This is a genomic window from Acidobacteriota bacterium (assembly GCA_030697165.1).
Taxonomy (GTDB): Bacteria; Acidobacteriota; Vicinamibacteria; order Vicinamibacterales; family UBA2999; genus 12-FULL-67-14b.
Genome location: JAUYQQ010000002.1, coordinates 40,560 through 62,322, shown reverse-complemented (window position 1 = coordinate 62,322; position 21,763 = coordinate 40,560). Strand labels below are relative to the sequence as shown.

Here is a 21,763-nt window from a genome sequence, read left to right as displayed (position 1 = left end):
GCCGTGGCGAGATTAACGCTGAATGGATTTCAGCTGGAAGAACTCTTCCAGCGCCAGCGGCCCAATCTCGCGGCCGATGCCCGACTTCTTGTAGCCGCCAAACGGCGCCAGCACGTTGAAGCGGCCGCCGTTGATATCCACCTGACCGGTGCGCAGCTGTTTCGCGACGCCGAGCGCGCGCTCAGGCGTGCCCGCCCACACCCCGCCCGCGAGGCCATACGGCGAGTCGTTGGCCATGGCCACGGCATCCGTTTCGGTGTCGTACGGAATGATCACCAGCACCGGCCCGAAGATCTCTTCTTGCGCGATCGCCATCTTGTTGTCGACGTTGGCGAAGATGGTCGGCTCCACGTAGAAGCCCTTCGCAGGCTCCGCCGGGCGACCGCCGCCGGCGACCAGCGTCGCGCCTTCCTTCTTGCCCTGCTCGATGAAGCCCAGCACACTGTCGCGCTGCCCGGCCGAGGCCAGCGGGCCTAGCCGCGTGTTCTTGTCGAACGGATCGCCCAGCGTCAGCTTCGCCAGCTGCGCCTTCGCCAGTTCCACCGCCTCGTCGTGACGGGCGCGCGGCACCAGCATGCGCGTCCAGGCCGAGCACGTCTGCCCCGAGTTCTGCATGCAGTTGTTCACGCCGGCCGCGATCGCCTTGTCAAACGGCGCATCGTCCAGGACCACGAACGCCGACTTTCCGCCGAGCTCGAGGCACACCTTCTTGATGCCGTCGCCGGCCACCGCGGCAATGCGGCGGCCCGCCTGCAGCGAGCCCGTGAAGCTCACCATATCCACGTCGGGATGCGCGACGATGGCTTCGCCGACGACGCGGCCGGAGCCGGCGACGATGTTCAGCACGCCGGCGGGCAGGCCGATCTCGTGGGCGGCTTCCGCCAGCATAAAGGCGCTGACCGGCGCCATCTCCGCGGGCTTCAGCACCACGGTGCAACCGGCGGCAAGAGCCGGGGCGATTTTGCAAACGGTCTGGTGCAGCGGGTAATTCCACGGCGTGATGCAGCCGACGACGCCGATCGGTTCCTTGATGATGAGGGAGTTGCCCAGTTCCTCTTCGAGCTTCGCCTCGCGGATGAACCTGGCGTTCATCCCGATCATCATGATCGGGAACTCGACCTGCACCTTGGTGGCGTAGCCGAGCGAGGTGCCGACCTCGTGCGCAATGGCTTCCGCCAGTTGCGGCACGCGCGTCTTCATCGCGGCGGCGAGCTTTTCGAGCCACTGGGCGCGCTCTTCCACCGGCACGCGGCTCCACGCCGCGAACCCGCGCCGCGCGGCCTTGACGGCCTGGTCCACGTCCTCCGCGGTGCCACGGGGCACGCGGGCGACTTCCGCTTCAGTGGCCGATGAAATGACGGCCACGGTGTCGGTGCTGCCCGAGGCCTGCCAGGCGCCGTCGTAATAGTGCTGGTCGTAGGAGGTCATGAATCTTTCAATTCTACGCTAGGCTTGTGGAGGCAACCCCTTCTTTGGGGTTGCCTGTGTCAGAGGAGCATTCATGAATCTTTCTGGAAAGACCTTCATTGTTACCGGCGGGGCCTCGGGCCTGGGCCGCGCGTCCGCCGAGGCGATTCTCGCCGGCGGCGGCAACGCCGTCCTTCTTGATGTGAACGCCGAAACCGGCGCGGCCGCCGAACAGGCGCTGGGCGCCAAGGCCCGTTTCGCGCCGGCCGACGTGACCAGCGAAGAGCAGGTCAAGGCGGTGGTTGAGCTCGCGGTCTCGGCCTTCGGCGGGCTCCACGGCGTGGTCAACGCGGCCGGCATTGGCCCGGCGGCCAAGGTGCTGGGCCGCAACGGCCCGCACGCGCTCGACCTGTTCGAGAGGACGCTGCGCGTCAACGCGGTCGGCACGTTCAACGTGATCCGCCTGGCCGCTGCGGTGATCTCGCAGAACACCCCCGCCGAGAACGGCGAACGCGGCGTGATCGTCAACACCGCGTCGATTGCCGCCTACGACGGCCAGATCGGCCAGCCGGCCTATGCCGCGTCGAAGGGCGCCATCGTCAGCATGACGCTGCCGATCGCCCGCGAGTTCGCGCAGTTGGGCATTCGCGTTGTCACCATCGCACCCGGCATTTTTGACACGCCACTGCTGGCGTCGCTGCCGGAAGCCGCGCGCGTCTCACTCGGCCAGCAGGTGCCGTTCCCCTCGCGCCTGGGTCGACCCGCCGAGTACGGCGCACTGGTGCGCCACATCATCGAGAACGAGATGCTGAACGGTGAAGTGATTCGCCTGGATGGCTCGTTGCGGATGGCGCCGAAATAGCGCACACGGCGCGCAACCGCGCCGTATAATTGCGCCACCAATTGACCCTCGTCCCTGGCACGCGCCTCGGCCCGTATGAGGTCACCGCGGCGATCGGCGCCGGCGGAATGGGTGAAGTGTATCGAGCGACCGACACCAACTTGAAGCGTCCGGTAGCGATCAAGGTACTGCCCGCCTCGGTGGCCGGCGAGCATGACCGGCTGGCGCGCTTCCAGCGTGAAGCCGAAGTGCTCGCGGCCCTTAACCACCCTCACATCGCGGCGATTTACGGACTCGAGAAGACCGCCAGCGTTACGGCGCTGGTCATGGAGTTCATCGACGGAGAAGACTTGTCGGAGCGCATCGGGCGCGGTGCGATTCCGATCGATGACGCGATGCCAATCGCGAGGCAGATCGCGGAGGCGCTGGAGGCCGCGCACGAACAGGGCATCATCCATCGCGATCTCAAGCCGGCCAACATCAAGGTGCGGCCAGATGGATCCGTGAAGGTTCTCGATTTCGGGCTCGCCAAAGCCGCGGAGCAGGGGTTGGCGATCGACCAGCGCCCGGGCGGCGACAGCATCACGACTCCCGCCATGACCATGCACGGGATGATTCTGGGTACCGCGGCATACATGGCGCCCGAGCAGGCGAAGGGCAAGCCGGTTGATCGGCGGGCCGACGTGTGGGCGTTTGGTGCTGTGCTCTACGAAATGCTATCCGGGCGGCGGGCATTCACGGGCGAGGATGCCACTGACACGATCGTTGCGGTGGTCAGCAAAGAGCCTGACTGGTCACTGCTGCCCGTAGATACTCCGCCGACGATCCGCAAGCTGCTGCGCCGTTGTCTCGAAAAAGACCGCAAGCGGCGACTCGATTCGGCGGGCGCTGCGCGGATGGAGATCGAGGAGGTGTTAGCGGGTTCGCCCATCGGCGAAGGTGGCAGCACGTCGGCGACACCTCCCCCACGAAGGGCCTTCTCGCGGGGGTTGGCTTGGGCGGCAGCCGCCTTGAGTGTTGCACTCGCCATCGCCGTGTGGGCACCGTGGCGAACCGACGTGCCGGCCAGCCCTGACTTGACTCTGACGCCGTTGTCGTTCGAGCAAGGCGGCCAGACCGCTGCGGTGTGGTCGCCTGACGGGAAGGCTGTGGCGTTCGCCGCGCGCCAGTTGGACACGGACCCGTATCAGGTGTACGTGCGCTACTTGGACTCACCGGTGGCGACCCGGCTCACCCAACTAGCCGAGGGGGTGACCGGGATCGTCCAATGGACTACGACCAGCCAAATCGTCTTTCAGTTAGGGACGGCGACAGGGCTACTCTGGTCGGTCTCACCGGTGGGCGGTGATCCCGAGCCCTGGGCAGGCGGCTCGTCCGGTGACCAGGCGCTGACGTTGCTGAGCGAGGCACCTGCGGTTGCACGCGATGGTTCGGTTGAGGCCAGACTCCTCGTTTCCTCGGCGGGCGCGCTTCCCGGCACCGTCGACCAAGTCGCTGGCCTCTGGATTGAGTCCCCGCCGGGCTCGCCGCGGAGGCCCTATACGCCGGCCCCATTTGCTTCTCGCCTGATCGGCAATACGCCGACTGTGCAGTTTTCACCGGACGGCCGGCAGATCCTCCTCATGCAAAACGCCGGCGAGGGCGAAGTAGCGTGGCTGATGCCGTACCCGCCGAGTGAGGCCAACCCACCGCGGCGAATCCTCCAGGGCTTGTCGCGCTTCAGCACCACGCCAAAGTTTTCGTGGATGCCGGACAACCGCCACATCGTATTGTCGGGCTCACCAACCGAGGCACCGCCACAGCTCTACCTGGCGGACACGGTGTCAGGGACGTTGAAGAAATTCTCCAGCGGCACCAGGCCCCAGGTGTCGCCCGTTGTCTCACCGGACGGCAGCAAGCTGGCGTTCCTGGAATCCGAAACCGACTTCGACATCATCTCAGTGGATCTGGCCACGGCCGTGGTCACATCCGTCATGGCGACCCAGCGGGCGGAGTCGATGCCGGCATGGGCGGCGCGAGCATCGACGCTGGTCTACATAACGAGTCGCAATGGCGCGCAGGAGATCTGGCTTCGGACGCCAGGCCAAGCGGACCGTCCGTTGGTGACGCCCCGCGACTTCCCTCCGGACACCACGCGGGGATTCCGTGCTCCCGTGCTGTCTCCTGATGGCACCCGCGTCATCTACCGGCGGTCGGCTCGTGGGGGAGGCGACTACCTGTGGATCTCGGCGGTGGCGGGCGGCCCGCCGCTCGGCTTAGTTAAGGACCCGACCACGGTAGACTTCGGCGGCTCGTGGTCACCTGACGGGAACTGGTTCGTCTACAGTTCGAACGTCGAGGGCTCGCTGCTGCTGAAGAAGCTGAGAACCGCCGGGCAGTCAGAACCCGAAGTCTTGAAGGCAGACGTTAGGCCCCTTGGGACCTGGGTGCCACTCTGGTCTCCTTCCGGGGAGTGGGTGCTGTACGACGACGGCGGCGCCACGCTGATTTCTCCGGACGGTTCGACAACGCGCCGGCTCTCGACGTCCAGAGCCGTGGCCTATGCCTTCTCCGCCGACGGGCAAACGATCTACGGAATCCGCCCGGGCGCGTCGAGCCGCGACCGGATCGACCTGTTCTCGATCGGTGTCACGACCGGAATCGAAACAACGATCGGCTCGCTCGCGCGTGAGCACCTGCCCGCCAACCCTCACTTGCCAACCCTGCGTCTGTCGTTGACACCCGACGGCCGGAGCATCACCTACAGCGTGGCCAGGCGCACCGCCAACCTGTGGCTGATGGATGGGTTGGCTTCAATACCATTGCGATAAGCCTTTGGCTCCCGAAAGGTGCCATCGGGTGACGCCCGGCGCACCGCGGCGCGTCCCTACTCGTCGAGTACGAAGGTGACCATCATGTTCACCTGATACTCGGTAATCCGGCCGTTGTCGCAGCGCACGTGCTGCTCCTTGATCCACGCCCCGCGGATATTGCGCAGCGTTTTCGAGGCCCGGGTTAATCCTTGCTGGATCGCGTCTTCGAAGCTCTTCGTTGAGGTGGAGCTGAGCTCGGATACCTTGGCAACTGACATGGAGCCTCCCTGCTGACTGGCGATGGTTGATACCGGCGTCGCCGTTGGCGACCAAGTACGAGAGTAGGCCGCTACCGCCGAACAAGCAAGGTCATCAGTGGGGCGGAATCTGCGACGAGAGCTTCGACTGGACGTCGTCCGGCAACGCTGCCGACCGGCGTGCCGTCGTGTCGAAACACACTTCCACGGTCTTCTGCGTGGCGCAGTGCGTCATCGAATCGCTCTCGTAAAGCCGCATCTCGTAGTTGAAGCTCTTGCTGCCGACCCTGGTGAACGCGCCGGTGACGAGGATCAGCTGCCCCGCCCGCAACTCGTGGTGGAAGTCGATCGTCAGCGTGGCCACGACGCTGCCCAGCCCGCGCGCGTGCAAGTCTGCCAGCGACACGCCGGCCCTCGCCAGCATGTGCCAGCCGGCATCGTCGAAACATGCCGCGTAGTGTCTGACGTTCATGTGGCCGTAGACGTCGCACTGCGCCGGCATCACGACGCTGCGCTGGAGTTCGTGCCAGGTCATTGGCCTCAGTCCCCGAACGTAATGCCCTGGGCCAGCGGCAGCGCCGTGGACCAGTTCACGGTGTTGGTCTGCCGGCGCATGTAGGCTTTCCACGCGTCGGAACCCGACTCGCGGCCGCCACCGGTTTCTTTCTCACCACCGAACGCGCCGCCAATCTCCGCGCCCGAAGTGCCGATGTTGACGTTGGCAATGCCACAGTCAGAGCCGCGTGGTGACAGAAACTCCTCGGCCCGGCGCATGCTCTCGGTAAAGACGGCGCTCGACAGGCCCTGGGGCACGCCGTTGTGCAGCGCCAACGCGTCCTCGAAACGCTCGTACTCGAGCAGGTACAAGATCGGCGCAAACGTCTCCTGCTGGACGATGGCGGATTGCCCGGGCATGCGGATGATGGCGGGCTCCACGAATTGCGGCCCAATGTCGGGGCGCCGGCTGCCGCCGCACACCAGCGTGCCGCCCTCCGCCAGCGCCTGGGCGATCGCCGTCTCCATGTCGGTGACCGCTTTCGCCGTGACCAGCGGCCCCATCAACGTGCCGGCCTCGAGCGGGTCGCCGATGCGAACCTGCGCGTAGGCCTTCAGCAGGCGTTCGGTCAACGCGGGCAGGATCGCCTTGTGCGCGATGATGCGCCGCGTGGACGTGCAGCGCTGGCCGGCGGTGCCGACCGCGCCGAACAGTATCGCGCGCACGGCCATGTCGAGGTTGGCGTCTTCCGCGACGATGATCGCGTTGTTGCCGCCCAGTTCGAGAATGGTGCGGCCAAAGCGGCCGGCCACTGTTGCCGCGACGTGACGACCGATCGCGGTGGAGCCGGTAAACGACACCAGCGGCAGGCGCGGGTCATTCAGCATGGCCTCGCCGACCGTGCGGCCTGAACCGGCGGCCAGCGTGAAGATGCCCGCGAGACCGTGATCGCCCATCACGCGATTGGCGATGTGCTGCACCGCCACGGCCGTCAGCGGCGCCGGCTCGGCCGGCTTCCAGATCACGGTGTCGCCGCAGACAGCGGCAATCGCCGCGTTCCACGACCACACCGCCACGGGAAAGTTGAAGGCCGAGATCACGCCGACCGGTCCGAGCGGGTGCCACTGCTCCATCATGCGGTGACCCGGCCGCTCCGACGCGATGGTCAGCCCATAGAGCTGGCGCGACAGGCCGGTCGCGAACTCGCAGATGTCGATCATCTCCTGTACTTCGCCGTGGCCTTCGGCGCGGATCTTTCCCATCTCGAGCGAGACGAGGTCGCCCAGCGGTTCCTTCAGCTCGCGCAACGCCTCGCCGAGGTCGCGCACCACCTCGCCCCGCTTGGGCGCCGGCACTTCGCGCCAGGCGCGGAACGCCTCGGTGGCGGCGGCGGCGACGCGGTCGTACGCGCCGGTGCTGCACAGCATGACCGCGGCAATGGCGTCGCCGGTCGCGGGGTTGAACGAGGTCAGTTTGTGGCCGTCGGGCTCGGGGAGCCAGCCGTCTGGACCGGTGCAGGCCCCCGGGTTGAGGGGCTCGATCTGGAGTTGCTTGAGCAGGGATTGCATCTAAGAACGATACCAGACGGGCAGCGGCGGCGTGATAGTGTCACCGGCCATGAGAATCCACCTGCTGAATCGTGTGTTACTCGCCGTGTGCCTGGTGGCCGGTGCCGGCGCCGTCTCCGCGGAGCAGCCCGGCGGGGTCGCAACGCAGTTTACCGGCCACTGGCGCCTGGTGGGGTTCGACAACTTCGACGAAAAGGGCGCGGCGCGGCCCAGTCCCTTCGTCGGCGGCCGCATCCTGTACGACGCCCACGGCAACATGTCGGCGCAGCTGACGCACGCGGCGAGAAAGCCGCTCAGCACGCCCTCAACCGAGGCCGAGCGCGCCGCCGCCTACTCGGGCTACGTGGCGTACTTCGGGCGCTATACCCTGGACGAGTCGCAGCGCTCGGTCACGCACCATGTCGAGGGCTCGACCAACCCGAACTGGCCCGACACCACGCTGGTGCGCTATTACGCGTTTTCCGCCGACGGTAATCGCCTGATGCTGTCGGTCAAGAACGCCGCGGGACGCGTCACCGGCACGCTCACCTGGGAGCGGCTGCGCTAGCCGGCGACGCCGCGTCCGCCGAAGTCAGCGCAGCCCGCCGGCCTCGCTCGACACCTTCGGGCGCGCCGCTTCGTCTTCGAGCGTCTTCAGCACGTCGCGCCACGAGAACTTCTGGCCCATCCCCCGCACGTAGTGGTCCATCCACGCCATCTCGCTGACCGACTTCACCAGCTGGTTGCGCGGGTCGGGAATGCCGTGGGTGTCACCGGGATACATGTAGAGCTCAGTGGTCACGCCAAGCTGCTTCAGCGCCATGTGCAGCTCAACCGACTGCGGACTCGGCACCCGCGGATCGCCCTCGACCACGTGAATCATCGTCGGCGTCTTCGCGTTCTTGATGTACTTGAGCGGCGACTGGTTCCAGTACGCGTCGAAGTCGTCATAGGGCAGCTTGTCGCCCAGGTAGTACTGGCGGTTGCGCTGCACGTCGCTCTGCGCGTACATCGAGATCCAGTTCATGGTCCCGGCGCCGGTGCTGATCGCCTTGAAGCGATCGGTGTGGGTCAGGATCCAGTTGGACCAGTGGCCGCCGGCGCTCCAGCCGAGCGCGCCCATGCGCCCGGGGTCGGCAATGCCCTGCGCGATCAGGTGATCCACGCCCGCCATGATGTCGTCGTAGCCGGGCGCCATGTAGTTGCCGACAATACCGGTCTTCAGCTTGATGCCGTAGTTGGTGGACCCGCGATAATTCGGCCGCAGCACCACGTAGCCGGCGCCGGAGTAGACCTGCGAGCCGTAGCCGCCGTTGAACGACAGGATGTCGGCCGAGGCCGGGCCGCCGTGAATGGCGACGATCAGCGGATAGCGCTGACCGGCCCGGTAGCCCACCGGCTTCACGAGCACGCCACCCACCATGGTGCCGTCCTTCGACTTCCAGGTGATCTCTTCCTGCTGGCCGAGCGCGAAACCGCGAACCTGGGGGTTCGGGTCGGTGAGCTGCCGCCAGGTCGAGCGCGTGCTGGCGTCGGCCACCGCATCCACCGTGAAGACGGTCGGCGGGGTCGTGCCATCGGCATAGTTGATGAGCAGCACGCCGGAGTCGGGATCCTGCTCGATTCCGACACTGGCCTTCTCTTCGGTCAGCGGCCGCACGGTGTTGCGCCGCACGTCGAGCGCGACGATCTGGTTGGTGGCGCGGATCCCTTCGTTGAAGTAGATCGTGCTGCCGTCCTGCGCCCAGAAGCCGACCGACACGTCGCCATCGAACGTCTCGCCGAGCTTGCGGAACGGCTTGCCGCGCTCCGCGACGGCGCGGACGTAGACCCGGCCGTTGCTCATGCCGTAGGTCTGCAGGTCGTCCGGACCAGAGAACGCCACTGACTGGCTGTCGGGCGAGAAGCTGAGGGGGCTCTCGCCGATCTCGGCATTCTGGGTGAGACGCTCGATGTGACCGGTCGCCGCCTCGAGCAGGTACAAGTCCGCGTAGATGTTCTCGGACGTGATGCCGCGCTTGTAGCGATCCGGAGACAGTCCGCGGAAACCCACCCACTTCCCATCCGCCGAGATCGTGACATCGTCGGCGGAATAGGCGCCGCCTTCCGTCAGCTGCTTGGTGGTGTTCGGGCCGAGCTCGAGGGCCCACAGGCTCGACACCGGCGTTTCGGGATTGCGGATGTTGACCGTGAACTTCAGGTCGCGCCGCTTCTTCTCGTCCGGATCAATCCGGTCCGGCGTCACGAAATAGATCCGCCCGCCATCGGGCGCCCACTGCCAGCTGCTGATGCCGGTCGGGTGCTTGGTGATCGGTTCGGCCGCTGCCGTTTCGACCTCGGCGATTGGCAGCCGATAGAGCTGTTCCTCGCCGGACTTTCCGGTGCGATACACCAGCCAGCGGCCGTCGCGGCTGAGCGCGAAATCAGAGACGCCTTCCTTCGCGTCGGAAAGGCGCCGGGATTCGCCGCCGTCGGGCCGCATCAGGTACAGCTGGTTGCGCGAGGCGGCACTCTCGGGCGCCTCTCTGTCCGACAGGAACAGGAAGAACCGGCCGTCGCGCGACCACGCCGGCCGCGTCTCGTTCTTGTCCTTGGTGAAGGTCAGTTGCTTAGTCGACGGCAGTCCCTGCTTCGTCGAGACCAGGTAAAGGTCGGTCTGCCGTTTCGCCTCCTTCCAGTCGGGCGTCGACAGCGTGTAGAGCAGCCATTGCCCGTCCGGGCTCGGGGTCAAGGCGCCGACCTGGCGCAGGTGCTGCATGTCCAGGAACGTCATCGGCCGCGACGCGGCCTGTTGGCCGTGCACCGACGGGCCTGCCAGGCTCCCCCACGACGACACGAGGATCAGGACGACAACGGCGACCGCGCGGCGCGCGATCGGAAGCGACACGTGCATGACAAACCTCCGGATTGGTGCGGCACCCGTTTCGAATAGAGTGCGCCGCGATTATACCGTCGGCCTCAGTCCAGCAGCCGGCGCGCCGCGGCCACCAGCTCGACGGCCGATCCCGTCAGTCCGCCGCCTTGTGCCAGGTCAGGCTTGCCGCCACCTTTGCCGCCAAATTGCGCGACCAGGGCCTTGAGCAGGGCGCCGGCGTCGGCGTTCGCGGCGCTGCCGCGCGCGATGACGACCAGCGACGGGGTTGTCGCCGAGAACAGCACCACCACCGCATTCGGCCGTGCCGCGGCCGCCGCCACCGCGATCGCCTTCAGGCCGTGCGCGTCCCAGCCTTCGAGGGTCTCGATCAGCACCAGTCGACTGCCCACGGGCGCCGCCTTCTCGAGCAGCGCCTCGGCTTCGTGAACCGCCAGCTTCTCCTGGAAGCCGCGCAGCGCTCGCTGCTGGGCTTTGCTCTCGCCCTGCATCCGCTCGACGGCAGCAGCCATCTCCTCTGGAGCCACCGAGAGGAACTTCTGCGTGGCCGCCAGCGAAGCGCGCCACAGCCGGAAGCGGTTGAGCGCGCGGCCGCCGCACAGGAACTCCACGCGCGAGCCGCCGCGGAACTTCTCCCAACCGCCGACGGCAATCACGCCAATGCCGCCGGTGCGGGCCACATGGGTGCCGCCGCACGCCGACAGATCGAAGCCTTCGACGTCGATCAGCCGCAGCGGGCCAGTGCGAATCGACTCCTTTCGCAGTGGCAGTGCCGCCGCCTCCTCGGGCGTGGCAAAGCGGATCGCGACCGGCCGGTCCTCCCAGACAATACGGTTGGCCTGGTCCTCGGCCTCCGCGACTTCGACTGCGGTGACCTCACGGGCCAGGTCGATCGTCGCCGCGGTGGTGCCCATGTGGAAGCTCTCGGTGCGCACGCCGAACAGGCGATCGAATGCCGCCGACAGCACGTGCTGGCCGGTGTGCTGCTGCATGTGATCGAAACGCCTGTGCCAATCGATGGCGCCCTGCACCACTTCGCCCACCGCCAACGCCGCGGAGGTCACATGGGCGATGGTGCCGTCTTCGCGATCGATGACATCGCTGACCGCAGCGCCACCAAGGGTGCCGGTGTCGAACGGCTGGCCGCCGGAGGTGGGATAGAACGCCGTCTGATCGAGTGTCACGTGCGCCCGTCCGTCGATGGTATCGACGGCGACCACCGTGGCGTCGAACTCGGCGCAGTACGGCTCGGTGTAGTAAAGCCGGTTCGTCATGTCGCAGTGGCCTCGTCCGCCGGGACAATCGGCAGCTCGAAGAAGAACACGGCGCCGCCGGCCGCGGCGCGTCGGTAGCCGATGCGACCGCCGTGGGAACGGATGATGTCGTAGCTGACCGACAAGCCGAGGCCCGTGCCTTCGCCTACCGGCTTGGTGGTGTAGAACGGCTGGAAGAGCTTGGCCTCGTCTGCCGCCGGCACACCCGGGCCCGAGTCTTCGACCTCGATCCAGGCCCAGCCGTCGCGATCGCCCGTGCGAATCACGACCTGCCGCTGGCCTGTGCCGCCGTGGACAACCGCCTGCTCGGCGTTGATCGCGAAGTTGAGCAGCACCTGCTGCAACTCGGTGAAGATCGCCATCACCAACGCAGCCGACTTCTCGTCAACCTCGATGCGGATGTTGAGCTCGGCGAGCTTGCGATGCCGCAGTTCCATCACCGACGCGACCACGTCGCGCAGCCTCACCGGAGTCGGCTCGGACATCTGCCGGCCAAACCGAGACAGGTTGCGGATGATGGCACTGGCCCGGGTGCTCTCCTTCTGAATCAGCGTGAGGTCGGCGCGCGCCGCCTCCGGCATGTCTTTCTGCATCTGCAGCAGCTCGGAGAAGCCGAGAATGGCCTGGAGTGGATTGTTCAGTTCGTGGGCGACACCCGACACCAGCACACCGATGGCGGCGAGGCGTTCCTGCCGGATCACCTGCTGCTGCAACGACTGCACCTCTTCGCGCATCCGGCGCTCGTCGTCGACCTGGGCCGCGATCGACTCGCGCGCAGTTTGCAGGTTGGTGATCATGCTGCCCACCGTCTGTTGCAGGTGCTCCATCTCGGCGGTGGGCATCGGCTTCGGCGCCAAGGGCGACAGGTCGCCGCGGCTGACACGCCTGGCCGTCTCGTCAAGATGGTCGAAGGCCTTGAGCCAGCGACGGCCGAAAGCGAAGGCCACCCCAAAGATGATGATCGTCGAGACAATGGAGATGGCGAAGTTGCGCCAATAGATCGGCGCCGTCCGCGCCCGGGCCAGGCTGGTGGGAATGCCGACGCTGGCCAGCCACGGCCCGCGCTCGACGACGGCATTGCCGAACACGCGATCGACACCATCAAGGCCCGTGCGAATCACCGTCGTCGGCACATCCCCCGGCTCACGGGCCTCGCCGCGGGCCTCGATCGGGCGCCCGACGTAGGTCGCCGAGTCGAGACTGCGCGCCACGACCACGCTGTTCTGGTCGGTCAGCGTGACCACCGATCCCTCCGGCAGGGGAATGGATTTCAGGACCTGCTCGAGCGCCTCGAGGTGCACCGACAGGCCAATGACGCCGACCAACTGGTTGTCGAGCGACGTGATCGGGTAGGCGAGCACGATCGCATGGGCCGAATCTCCGGGCCCGCCCAGCATAGGGCTGACCTGGGTCTGGCCGGTCTCGGCCACCGACTTGAGCCACGCCGGATCGATCGAGCCCTCGACCTGCGCGTCCGGCGGCCGCGCCCAGGCCAGCACCTGTCCCTGGGTGTCGGCCATCAGCGCGTTGTTGAGCACCTGGTCGCGCACGCCAACCAGCGGCAGCAGCACGTCCGAAGTGGCGCGCGGATCGAGCGCGCGCATGCTCGGGTGGCGTGAGGCGGTCACCGCCACCGCATCGGCCGCCTCGAGGTTCCGGTTCACGTAGACCACCACCGTCGCCGCCATGGTCGAGGTCTCGGCCGCCAGTTGCCGGACGTGTTCGCCGTAGGTGAGGTACGCGCCATAGGCAATGGCGGAGTAAACCACCACGGTGAGAAGGAAGATGACGGTGAAGATCTGGCGTCGGAGCGGCTGGGCCACGATGGTTACCGGCGCATGGTATCAGCGCGCGGCGTCCAAAAGCGGATCGACTGCACAGGCTTCTGCAAAGCCGGCGGCGCGGAGCCGGCAGCTGTCGCAGTGCCCGCAGGGGCCACCCGACGAGAGCGGGTCGTAACAGCTGTGGGTCAGGCCATAGTCGAGGCCGAGCGACAATCCCAGCCGGATGATCTCGGCCTTCGAGAGGCTGATGAGCGGCGTGTGAATGGTGAGGCCGCCGCCCTCGACCCCGGCCCTGGTCGCGAGCCGGGCCAGGTGTTCGAAGGCCTGGATGAACTCGGGCCGGCAGTCGGGATAGCCGGAGTAATCAAGGGCGTTGACGCCGATCACGATGTCGGCGGCGCCGAGGACCTCGGCCCAGCCAAGCGCCATGGACAGGAAGATCGTGTTGCGCGCGGGCACGTAGGTGTTCGGGATGACGTGGGGATCGATCGGCTGATCCTTGGGCACGTCGATCGCCGAGGAGGTCAGCGACGAGCCACCGATGGGCGACAAGTCGAGGGCGAGTTCCAGGTGACGCTCAACGCCGAGCGACGCGGCCACGGCCCGCGCCGCCGCCAGTTCCTGGACGTGCCGCTGGCCGTAGTTGATGCTGAGCGCATTCAGGGCGAAGCCATCACGCTTCGCGACGGCCGCGGCTGTATAGGAGTCGAGCCCGCCGCTCAGCAGGACAACGGCTCGTCTGACTCCCGACTCCCGACTCCCGGTTCCCGACAGGTTCTGGTCAGACACCGCGGGTCTCGGGGCTCCAGATGTACTTGTGCATCTGCAACTGGACTCGGACCTCGAGACGGTCGGCAATCACCCACTCGGCCAGCTGCTTGCCGGCCAACTCGGCGTGCACCGGCGAGAACAGGACGGCGGCGACCCGCTCGGTCAGCTTTTCCCGGTGCACGATCTCGCGCGCGAACTCGTAATCGGCGCGGTCGGCAATCACGAACTTCACCTCGTCGGAGGGCTTGAGCAGTGCCAGGTTCGACCAGTCGTTCCTCGCTGCCTCGCCCGACCCGGGGCATTTCACGTCCATGATCCGGACGACTCCGTCGGGCACCTGGGCAATGCTGCGATGGCCGCCGGTTTCGACCAGCACCGTCTTGCCGGCCTCGAGCAGGCGCTGCATCAACGGGTAGACGTCTGGCTGCAGCAACGGCTCGCCGCCGGTCACTTCCACGACCGGGCAGCCGCGCGCCTCGACGTCGGCGACCACCTCGTCCACGCTCATCTTGCGGCCCTCGTGAAAGGCGTAGGGGGTGTCGCACCAGCGGCAGCGCAGGTCGCACGCCGTCAGGCGCACGAACACGCACGGCCGGCCGGCATGGGTCGACTCGCCCTGGATGGAGTGGAATATCTCGTTGATCGTCAGCATGGAGCCATCCGGGACGAGCCCGGAACTTTCTATTTTAGCCTCTCGCGGGTGGGGGCAACCCCTTCTTTGGGGTTGCCCCTCGACTCGTGCACCGTTTAGGTGGAGGCAACCCCTTCCTGGGGTTGCCTATTGCCACAAGGGCTTCCAATCCTGCGCCGCAGCCAGAATGTCCTGAATGCTGTACGCGCTCGACCCACTGAGTGGGTAGTCAGTCGCATCATGGACGAGACCAGCTCTTACCGGATTCATTAAGACATATCGGGCCACGCCGAGTACGCTCTCGCCTTCTCGCAGGACGTGATCGTAATAGCCGCTCTGCCACAGCCGAGTGCCCTTGGCCACCCGCCATGCATAGGCCGTCCGCGTGTTCCAACTTAGAATGAGGCTCTTGAGATCAGCGGCATCGCTCTGCCCCTGCAGCACCAAGTGAACGTGATCGGGCATGAGCGAGTACGCAATTACAGAGAACGCCCTGGCGCTTGCGTGACGCAGTAACTGCGTGGCCGCCCAGGCGCCGAGTTCCAGATCCGCGAAGGCGGGTTGACGGTGGTCGGTGCAAATCGTCAGGAAATACGTATGGAGTCCGATGTAATCGAACTCAGTGAAGCGGCCAGGACGATTCGGCATGCTGGTGATGACTGCAAGCGACTGGCCACGAGGCAACCCCAAAGAAGGGGTTGCCTCCACCGCTCCACTTAGTGAACCCATGACTTTACGGATCGGGACATCAGGCTGGAACTACCCTGCGGGGCACGGGACGTGGAACGGGATCTTCTATCCCTTCCCGGAAGATCGCCAGCGAGGCTTCGACGAACTGGTGTTCTATGCCGAGCGCTTCAATGTGGTCGAGGTCAACAGCACGTTCTACGGGCAACCGCGGGCGAGCGTCTCGCTCGGCTGGGCGCGGCGGACGCCGGCCGGCTTCGAGTTCACCGTGAAGCTCTACCAGAAGTTCACGCACCCGGGCATGACGAGCGACCTGACGCCGATCTCGGCCACCGATGTCGATGCCTTCAAGGGCGGCATCGATCCGCTCGCCGCGGCCGGCAAACTGGGACCGATCCTGGCGCAGTTTCCGTCCAGCTTTCACCACACGCCGGAGGCGGTCGCGTACCTCGACTGGCTGCTCCGCGCGTTCGCGAACTACTCGATCGCAGTCGAACTGCGCCATGCGTCGTGGAGCAATGCAGCGGCCGAGACGCGCGCGGTGCTCGGCGCCGGCCACGCCGCGTGGGTGCAGATCGACGAACCGAAGTTCAACTCGTCGATCCGCCAGGACTTGTCGGTGGATGAGGGCGACGTCTTTTACCTGCGTCTCCACGGCCGCAACGCCGGGAAGTGGTGGGACCACGAGCAGGCTGAAGATCGCTACAACTACTACTACTCGGCGAAAGAACTGGAACCGATTGCCGCCCGGGTGAAGCTGGCAGGCCAGGCCGCGAAGAAGGCGTACCTGCTGCTGAACAACCACTTCTCGGCGCAGGCTGTGGCCAATGCCACGACGCTCAAGAAGATGCTGGACGAGCCCGTGACGGCGCCGATGCCGGCCGAGCTCGTCGAGCGGTTTCCCGATCTCGCAGGCGTCGCTACTTTGCCCCGCGCACGGTTACTCTGACAATGCGATCGGTCACGGCAATCTTCGACACCACGTCCATGCCGGAGATGACCTTGCCGAACACGGTGTAGTCGGCATTCAGCCGGTGTTGATCGGCCAGCGTCACGTAGAACTGGCTGTCGGCCTTGGCCGCATCACCGGCGTGGGCCATCGCCACCGCGCCGCGCACGTGAGTGCGGGTCTTCGAGATTTCCGCCACGCCGACCGTCGTGCCGCTGCCGCCGTTGCCCCACGCGGCCTGCTTGGTCATGTCGCGCGTCTGCGGATCGCCCATCTGGATCACGAAGCCCGGCACCACGCGATGCACGCGCTGACCGTTGTAGAAGCGCTTGTTGATCAGGCCGAGAATGTGCGCCACGGTCTTGGGCGCCTCATTCGGATAGGTCTCGAACTCGAACGTGCCCTTCTCGGTTTCGACGACCACCACCGGACCGGCGCCTGGCGAGGTCTGTCCCGGCTTGGCCGCGGCCGCCGGGGCCTTGGCAGCGGGCTTGGCCGGCGCCGTCTGCGCCGACGCCACGCCGCCTGCCAACACACTTACGAGAACGAACGTCAGGATCCGAACGGTCATTGCGATCACTCCTTCACGAGATTCTTGGATGTGCCCACGCGCCCGACACCGACGCGCCGGCAGTCAGCGATGATGGCGCAATCGCCACACCGAGGATACACCGGCCGGCAAACGTTCTGGCCCCAGGTGACAAGGTAGAGGTTGATGACCGGCCACCAGCGCCGCTCGATGACGCGGTAGAGCGCCTGCTCCGTCTCCTCGGGATTGCGGGTCTGGACCCAGCCCAACCGATTCGAGATCCGGTGCACGTGGATGTCGACGCAGATGTTGGCCTGGCTCTCGAAGGCCAGGATCATCACCAGGTTGGCGGTCTTGCGGCCCACGCCCGGTAGCGTCACCATCTCGTCGAGCGTGCCCGGAACCTTGCCGCCAAACCTCGCGACCAGCGCCTGGCTCGCCTCTTTCACGAACGCGGCCTTGTTCCGGTAGAAGCCGACCGGGTAGATCAGCTTCTCGATCTGCTTCTCTGTCAGCGCGGCGACCCTGGCGGCCGTCGGCGCCCTCTTGAACAGCCGGGTCGATGCCGCCAGCGTGGTCTCGTCCTTGGTCCGCGCCGAGAGCAGGGTCGCGATCAGAATCTGGAACGGGTCGGTCTTCTGGCCCCCGGAGATCTTCTCGATGGCGGGCAACTCCATGCCATCGATCCTCTTGGCGATGGTCCGCATGACGCGCTCGACCGCCGAGTGGAAGACACCGGGTTCCTTTTTCATCCGAATCCGAGAAAAAGGAACCCGGTGTCCTTACACCGGCGTCAGGGCCGGTTGCCCGGTGAGCACCGCGATCGCATTCGACACCGCGAGATCGGCCATGCCCGTGCGCGTCTCGGTCGTCGCGCTCGCCAGGTGCGGGATCAGCAGCACGTTCTCGAGCGTCATCAGGCCCGGATGAATCTCTGGCTCTTTCTCGTAAACGTCGAGGGCCGCGCCCGCGATCAGCCGTTCCTTGAGCGCCCACGCCAGCGCGCCTTCGTCAACCACGGGACCTCGCGACGTGTTGATCAAGTACGCCGACCGCTTCATCTTGGTCAGCGCCTGCTGATCGATCAGGTGCCTGGTCTCGGGCGTCATCGGGCAATGCAACGACACAATGTCGGAGGTCGCCAGCAGGCGATCAAGCGGCAGGTGGGTGGCGCCCGGAAGACCGGCCGGCGTGCGGGCGGCATAGGCCACCGACATGCCGAACGCCGGCGCCTTCTCGGCCACCGCGCGGCCAATGCGGCCAAGGCCGACCAGGCCCAGTTGCTTGCCGCGCAGTTCCATGCCCAGCATGTAGTCGAGCGCCCAGCCACCCCACGCGCCCGCCCGGACGACCCGCTCGCCTTCACCCAGCCGGCGCGTCACCGCCAGGACCAGCGCCCACGTGAAGTCGGCGCAGGCATTGGTCAGCACGTCGGGCGTGTTGGTCACCGCCACCCCTCGAGCGCGGCAGGCGGGGACGTCAATGTTGTTGTAGCCCACCGCCACGTTGGCGACAATCTTCAACTGCGGCCCGGCGGCATCGAGCACACCGGCGTCGATGGTGTCGGTGAGCAGGCAGACGAGCGCGTGCTTGCCGGCGATGCGCTGCAACAGCTCTTCCCTCGAGATCGCCGTGTTGCCGGTATAAAGATCAACTTCGCAAGCTTGCTCGAGCCTGCCGATGACAGACGAGGGAAGTCGTCGGGTAACAAGTACAGATGGCGGCACAGACACAAACCCCTCTAGGCACATCAGGCACCCTAGGCACCTTAGGCACCCTATTTAGTGCCCGTGACATTGACAGTAGCCACAGTGGTTGCACGTCACCGCCGGCTCGACGATGCACATGGTGTCGTCGGCGGCGCGCGGCAGCGCGTAGCGGCTGAAGCTGATTGAGAGAAGCGGCGGCTGCGGGGCGGCATCAGTCCGGCTAAAGCCGGACTCCACCTTGGGTTGCGCTATCGACGACGAACCCAGATGTTTCTGGATGGCCACTCGCACGAGCGAACGAATCTCGTCGTCTGTCATTCGACGAACTCCAGCTGATCGACGATCCCGATAATTGCTGCGTCAACGGGCGCGAGTTTCTTGCCGAGCGCCTCGCCGGCGGCGCGGCCTTCGAGCACGACCAGGACGCGCTCGCTCACGCCGGCGCCGACCGAGTCGATGGCCAGCAACGTCGCGCCGATCGCCACGCCCTGCGGCGTTTCCGGCTGCACCAGCAGCAGCTTGGCGCCCTCGAACTGGGGGCGCTTGTGACTCGAGACGACCGTGCCAACCACCCGCCCAATGATCATCTGTGTTTAATCGGTGTCAATCTGTGGCTGGCAACAGTGTCAATCTGTGGCTGGTCAACAGTGTAGATCTGTGGCCGATCGACAATCCCGACAATGCCGGCATCTGCGGCCATCTCGGTAGGGTGAAACGGAAAGCTCGCCTCTTTGCCGCGGACGAAAAACACCGTCTCGCCAACCCCGGCGCCAACCGAGTCGACTGCCACCAGCGGACGCCCGACATTCTTGCCGTCGGCCGAGATCGGTTGCAGGAGAAGGAGCGGGGCGCCGCCGAAGCCGGGGTCCTTGCGCGTGGCGACGACGTCCCCGATTACGCGGGCAAGCTGCATGGCGTTACTCGGCGACGTCGACCGCGTCGACGATGCCGACGACCGCGGCATCCACCGGCACGTCTTTCATGCCCGCCGCCAGTCGCGCGGAACTGCCGCTGACAATCAGGACCGTCTCCCCCACGCCGGCGTCCACGGTGTCGATGGCGACGAGGTAGTTACCCTCGGCCTTGCCCTTGGGATCCACGGCGCGGGCCAGCAACAGCTTGCTGCTGACCAGGCGCGGATCCTTCCGGGTCGCGACCACGGTGCCGACGATACGGGCGAGGAGCATGACTAGCTCTTCGCGTTGGCTTTGCCGATGGGCAGGACGTCTTCGAGATTGGCGTGCGGACGCGGAATCACGTGCACCGAGACCAGCTCGCCGACCCGGCGCGCGGCGGCCGCGCCCGCGTCGGTGGCAGCCTTCACGGCCGCGACGTCGCCGCGGACGACCGCGGTCACGTAGCCGGCGCCAATCTTCTCCCAGCCGACCAGCGTCACCTTGGCAGCCTTCACCATGGCGTCGGCCGCTTCGATCATCGCGACCAGGCCCTTGGTTTCGATCATGCCGAGCGCTTCACCCATTTACTGCCTCCAGAACCCTATTTAAGCTGCCTGACCGCATCCTCAATCAAGGCGGTCAGCTCGCGGTATGTTAGCCGAATTTCCCCGTCCGTGCCGGTTGGCGGCGGCGGCAAATTGTGGAGCACCAGCCGCTCAGCCGACTCCGGCGCCTGCACCACCTGGCAATCCAGCTGCCCGCCCGTCGTTGGGTTGGACTCGTCCGTGCAAATCGGCGCGGGCGAGGCAATGCCGTACATGCCACGCAGGCCCTGCAGCCGGTCCACTTCACCCCGGGACAGCACGTTCTCGCGGCCTAACGTCCGCGCCACCAGGCTGATCTTGGCGAAGTGCTCGATGGTCTCCATGCGGTAGTACGCCGACATGACGTCGCCGGCCAGCGCCAGCGCGCCGTGACTGGCCAGCAGCATGCCGTCGTGGGCCTTGACGTACTTGCGAACCGCTGCCGGCAGCTCTTCGGTCGATGGCGTCGCGTACTCCGCCAGGGGGATGCTGCCAAGCGTCGTGATGACTTCCGCCAGCACGGCGCGATCGAGCGCAATGCCGGCCACCGCGAACCCGGTCGCCGTGGGCGGGTGCGCGTGGACCACGGCGCGGGCATCGGGGCGGTTGCGATACACCTCGAGGTGCATCTTCAGCTCCGACGAGGGCTCGCGCTCGCCGGCAATGCGCTTGCCGTCGAGATCGGTGATCACCATCATGTCGGGGGTCATGAACCCCTTCGACACGCTCTTGGGCGTGGTGATCAAGCGCCGGTCGTCGAGGCGGACGCTGATGTTGCCGTCGTTCGAGGCCACAAAGCCGCGCTCCCAGAGACGGCGGCCCACCTCGACGATGTCGGCGCGGGCCTGTTCTTCGGCGTTCATCGGACCGCGTGCTCGCTACGACATTTCTCGCTGCAGAAGTAAACGGCGGCGCCGCTGCTCGTGCCGCTAATCGCCTTGCCGGGCACCACGTAGGTGCCGCACCCCGGGCAGGGCTGCATCTTCACCGGCGACGGGGCGCTGTTGGCCCGCGCGCCGCCGGGCGGTGGAATGGTGGCGCCCCGCACCACGCCCTCGACGAATCGCCAGAACAGCCTGGCGAATACCGCGAACAGGACGAGGAGCAGGATGAAGCGAAACACAGGTTATTTCCCCGCGGTTCCGGGGGCGGTGTTCCGGACGCCCTCGAGCCCCTTCTTGGCGGCCTGCCCTTCGGGCGAATCGGGTGACAGCGCCACCACTTCCTCCCAGGCCTTGGCGGCGCCCGGCAGGTCGTTCTTGCCGAACGCGCGAACGATGCCCACGTTCAGCAGCGTCTTGGTGTGCCGGGGATCGGCCGCGAGCGACTTCTCGAACTGCGCCAGGGCGCGGTCGGGCTGGTTCGTGTAGTAGTAGGCCACGCCGAGGTCGGTCGACACGTTCGGGTTGGCCGGATCCAAGGCGAACGCCTGCTCGTACCAGCCAATCGCCTGTGGGTACTGCTCGGAGTCGAAGAACAGGTTGCCGAGTTGCACGCGCGACTCGACGTTCTTGGGATCTCCCTCCGCGACCGTTTGCAGGGCCTGCACGCGCGACTGGTCGAGCGGCGGCGGGGCCTGGGCCGGCGCGCCGGCGGTCGCCGGCGCCGCCTGCGCTGCGGGAGCGGCGGCACGCACCGAGCCGGCCGCATTCTGGGTGCCGAGCACCCATCCGATGATCAAGCCGAACAGTGATCCGGCAACGCCGAAGACGATTGCATCCGCTCTCATGTGGGGAA

The 21,763-nt window shown here is 66.4% G+C and carries 25 protein-coding genes; 4 read left to right on the top strand and 21 right to left on the bottom strand.

Annotation, left to right across the window (positions count from 1 at the left end; all coding sequences use genetic code 11):
- Positions 1–12: 12 nt before the first annotated feature.
- Positions 13–1,428, bottom strand: coding sequence for an aldehyde dehydrogenase family protein (locus Q8T13_01670; protein MDP3716457.1), 1,416 nt, complete (start codon positions 1,426–1,428; stop codon positions 13–15).
- Between the two features lie 73 nt (positions 1,429–1,501).
- On the opposite strand from Q8T13_01670, the gene Q8T13_01665 reads away from it, so the two are divergent.
- Together Q8T13_01665 and Q8T13_01660 are read left to right on the top strand one after the other, a co-directional pair.
- On the top strand, positions 1,502–2,269 hold the full coding sequence (locus Q8T13_01665) for a 3-hydroxyacyl-CoA dehydrogenase (protein ID MDP3716456.1): 768 nt from the start codon (positions 1,502–1,504) through the stop codon (positions 2,267–2,269).
- A 41-nt stretch (positions 2,270–2,310) separates the two neighbouring features.
- A complete protein-coding gene (locus Q8T13_01660; GenBank protein MDP3716455.1) occupies positions 2,311–5,058 on the top strand; it encodes a protein kinase in 2,748 nt (915 codons plus the stop codon).
- 56 nt (positions 5,059–5,114) lie between these two features.
- Here the strand turns inward: Q8T13_01660 and Q8T13_01655 are convergent, their stop codons facing one another.
- The 3 genes from Q8T13_01655 to Q8T13_01645 form a co-directional block, all read right to left on the bottom strand.
- The gene (locus Q8T13_01655; protein MDP3716454.1) at positions 5,115–5,318 is read right to left on the bottom strand and encodes a dodecin family protein; all 204 of its coding nucleotides are present in this window, start codon (positions 5,316–5,318) and stop codon (positions 5,115–5,117) included.
- 94 nt (positions 5,319–5,412) lie between these two features.
- Positions 5,413–5,832 (bottom strand): thioesterase family protein, encoded by a 420-nt coding sequence (locus Q8T13_01650; protein MDP3716453.1) that lies wholly within the window; start codon positions 5,830–5,832, stop codon positions 5,413–5,415.
- Positions 5,833–5,837: 5 nt separating this feature from the next.
- The gene (locus tag Q8T13_01645; GenBank protein MDP3716452.1) at positions 5,838–7,361 is read right to left on the bottom strand and encodes an aldehyde dehydrogenase family protein; all 1,524 of its coding nucleotides are present in this window, start codon (positions 7,359–7,361) and stop codon (positions 5,838–5,840) included.
- Positions 7,362–7,410: 49 nt separating this feature from the next.
- Between Q8T13_01645 and Q8T13_01640 the strand changes: the two genes are divergently transcribed.
- Positions 7,411–7,908, top strand: a complete 498-nt coding sequence (locus Q8T13_01640; GenBank protein ID MDP3716451.1) for a lipocalin-like domain-containing protein — start codon at positions 7,411–7,413, stop codon at positions 7,906–7,908.
- A 24-nt stretch (positions 7,909–7,932) separates the two neighbouring features.
- On the opposite strand, the gene Q8T13_01635 is transcribed toward Q8T13_01640, so the two are convergent.
- From Q8T13_01635 to Q8T13_01610, 6 genes are all read right to left on the bottom strand, one after another.
- Positions 7,933–10,233, bottom strand: a complete 2,301-nt coding sequence (locus Q8T13_01635) for a S9 family peptidase (GenBank protein ID MDP3716450.1) — start codon at positions 10,231–10,233, stop codon at positions 7,933–7,935.
- 65 nt (positions 10,234–10,298) lie between these two features.
- Positions 10,299–11,486, bottom strand: coding sequence for a DHHA1 domain-containing protein (locus Q8T13_01630; GenBank protein MDP3716449.1), 1,188 nt, complete (start codon positions 11,484–11,486; stop codon positions 10,299–10,301).
- The gene (locus tag Q8T13_01625) at positions 11,483–13,309 is read right to left on the bottom strand and encodes an ATP-binding protein (protein MDP3716448.1); all 1,827 of its coding nucleotides are present in this window, start codon (positions 13,307–13,309) and stop codon (positions 11,483–11,485) included. The genes Q8T13_01630 and Q8T13_01625 overlap by 4 nt, the downstream gene beginning before the upstream one ends.
- Positions 13,310–13,330: 21 nt before the next feature.
- Positions 13,331–14,059, bottom strand: a complete 729-nt coding sequence (gene queC, locus Q8T13_01620) for a 7-cyano-7-deazaguanine synthase QueC (GenBank protein MDP3716447.1) — start codon at positions 14,057–14,059, stop codon at positions 13,331–13,333.
- Positions 14,052–14,693 (bottom strand): radical SAM protein, encoded by a 642-nt coding sequence (locus Q8T13_01615; GenBank protein ID MDP3716446.1) that lies wholly within the window; start codon positions 14,691–14,693, stop codon positions 14,052–14,054. Before Q8T13_01615 ends, queC begins: the two co-directional genes overlap by 8 nt.
- Positions 14,694–14,819: 126 nt before the next feature.
- Positions 14,820–15,320, bottom strand: coding sequence for a transposase (locus Q8T13_01610; protein MDP3716445.1), 501 nt, complete (start codon positions 15,318–15,320; stop codon positions 14,820–14,822).
- 79 nt (positions 15,321–15,399) lie between these two features.
- On the opposite strand from Q8T13_01610, the gene Q8T13_01605 reads away from it, so the two are divergent.
- Positions 15,400–16,308, top strand: coding sequence for a DUF72 domain-containing protein (locus tag Q8T13_01605; protein ID MDP3716444.1), 909 nt, complete (start codon positions 15,400–15,402; stop codon positions 16,306–16,308).
- Here Q8T13_01605 and Q8T13_01600 read toward each other — a convergent pair.
- From Q8T13_01600 to Q8T13_01550, 11 genes are read right to left on the bottom strand one after another with little or no spacing between them, the layout of a single operon-like run.
- A complete protein-coding gene (locus tag Q8T13_01600; protein ID MDP3716443.1) occupies positions 16,280–16,879 on the bottom strand; it encodes a peptidylprolyl isomerase in 600 nt (199 codons plus the stop codon). The two genes, Q8T13_01605 and Q8T13_01600, sit on opposite strands and share 29 nt — an antisense overlap.
- A 5-nt stretch (positions 16,880–16,884) precedes the next feature.
- On the bottom strand, positions 16,885–17,589 hold the full coding sequence (gene nth, locus Q8T13_01595) for an endonuclease III (protein ID MDP3716442.1): 705 nt from the start codon (positions 17,587–17,589) through the stop codon (positions 16,885–16,887).
- A gap of 30 nt (positions 17,590–17,619) precedes the next feature.
- Positions 17,620–18,588 (bottom strand): D-glycerate dehydrogenase, encoded by a 969-nt coding sequence (locus tag Q8T13_01590; protein ID MDP3716441.1) that lies wholly within the window; start codon positions 18,586–18,588, stop codon positions 17,620–17,622.
- 30 nt (positions 18,589–18,618) lie between these two features.
- Positions 18,619–18,864: a hypothetical protein gene (locus Q8T13_01585; protein MDP3716440.1), complete on the bottom strand. Its 246-nt coding sequence runs from the start codon at positions 18,862–18,864 to the stop codon at positions 18,619–18,621.
- Positions 18,861–19,133 (bottom strand): EutN/CcmL family microcompartment protein, encoded by a 273-nt coding sequence (locus tag Q8T13_01580; protein MDP3716439.1) that lies wholly within the window; start codon positions 19,131–19,133, stop codon positions 18,861–18,863. Before Q8T13_01580 ends, Q8T13_01585 begins: the two co-directional genes overlap by 4 nt.
- Entirely contained in the window at positions 19,130–19,459 is a 330-nt protein-coding gene (locus Q8T13_01575) for a EutN/CcmL family microcompartment protein (protein ID MDP3716438.1), read from the bottom strand. Before Q8T13_01575 ends, Q8T13_01580 begins: the two co-directional genes overlap by 4 nt.
- A gap of 4 nt (positions 19,460–19,463) precedes the next feature.
- The gene (locus Q8T13_01570; GenBank protein MDP3716437.1) at positions 19,464–19,733 is read right to left on the bottom strand and encodes a EutN/CcmL family microcompartment protein; all 270 of its coding nucleotides are present in this window, start codon (positions 19,731–19,733) and stop codon (positions 19,464–19,466) included.
- Between the two features lie 2 nt (positions 19,734–19,735).
- Positions 19,736–20,026 (bottom strand): ethanolamine utilization microcompartment protein EutM, encoded by a 291-nt coding sequence (gene eutM, locus Q8T13_01565; GenBank protein MDP3716436.1) that lies wholly within the window; start codon positions 20,024–20,026, stop codon positions 19,736–19,738.
- A gap of 17 nt (positions 20,027–20,043) precedes the next feature.
- Positions 20,044–20,889: a class II aldolase/adducin family protein gene (locus tag Q8T13_01560; GenBank protein MDP3716435.1), complete on the bottom strand. Its 846-nt coding sequence runs from the start codon at positions 20,887–20,889 to the stop codon at positions 20,044–20,046.
- Complete coding sequence (locus tag Q8T13_01555; protein ID MDP3716434.1) at positions 20,886–21,149, bottom strand: hypothetical protein; 264 nt, start codon at positions 21,147–21,149, stop codon at positions 20,886–20,888. The genes Q8T13_01560 and Q8T13_01555 overlap by 4 nt, the downstream gene beginning before the upstream one ends.
- A gap of 3 nt (positions 21,150–21,152) precedes the next feature.
- Complete coding sequence (locus Q8T13_01550) at positions 21,153–21,755, bottom strand: tetratricopeptide repeat protein (protein ID MDP3716433.1); 603 nt, start codon at positions 21,753–21,755, stop codon at positions 21,153–21,155.
- Positions 21,756–21,763 lie beyond the last annotated feature (8 nt).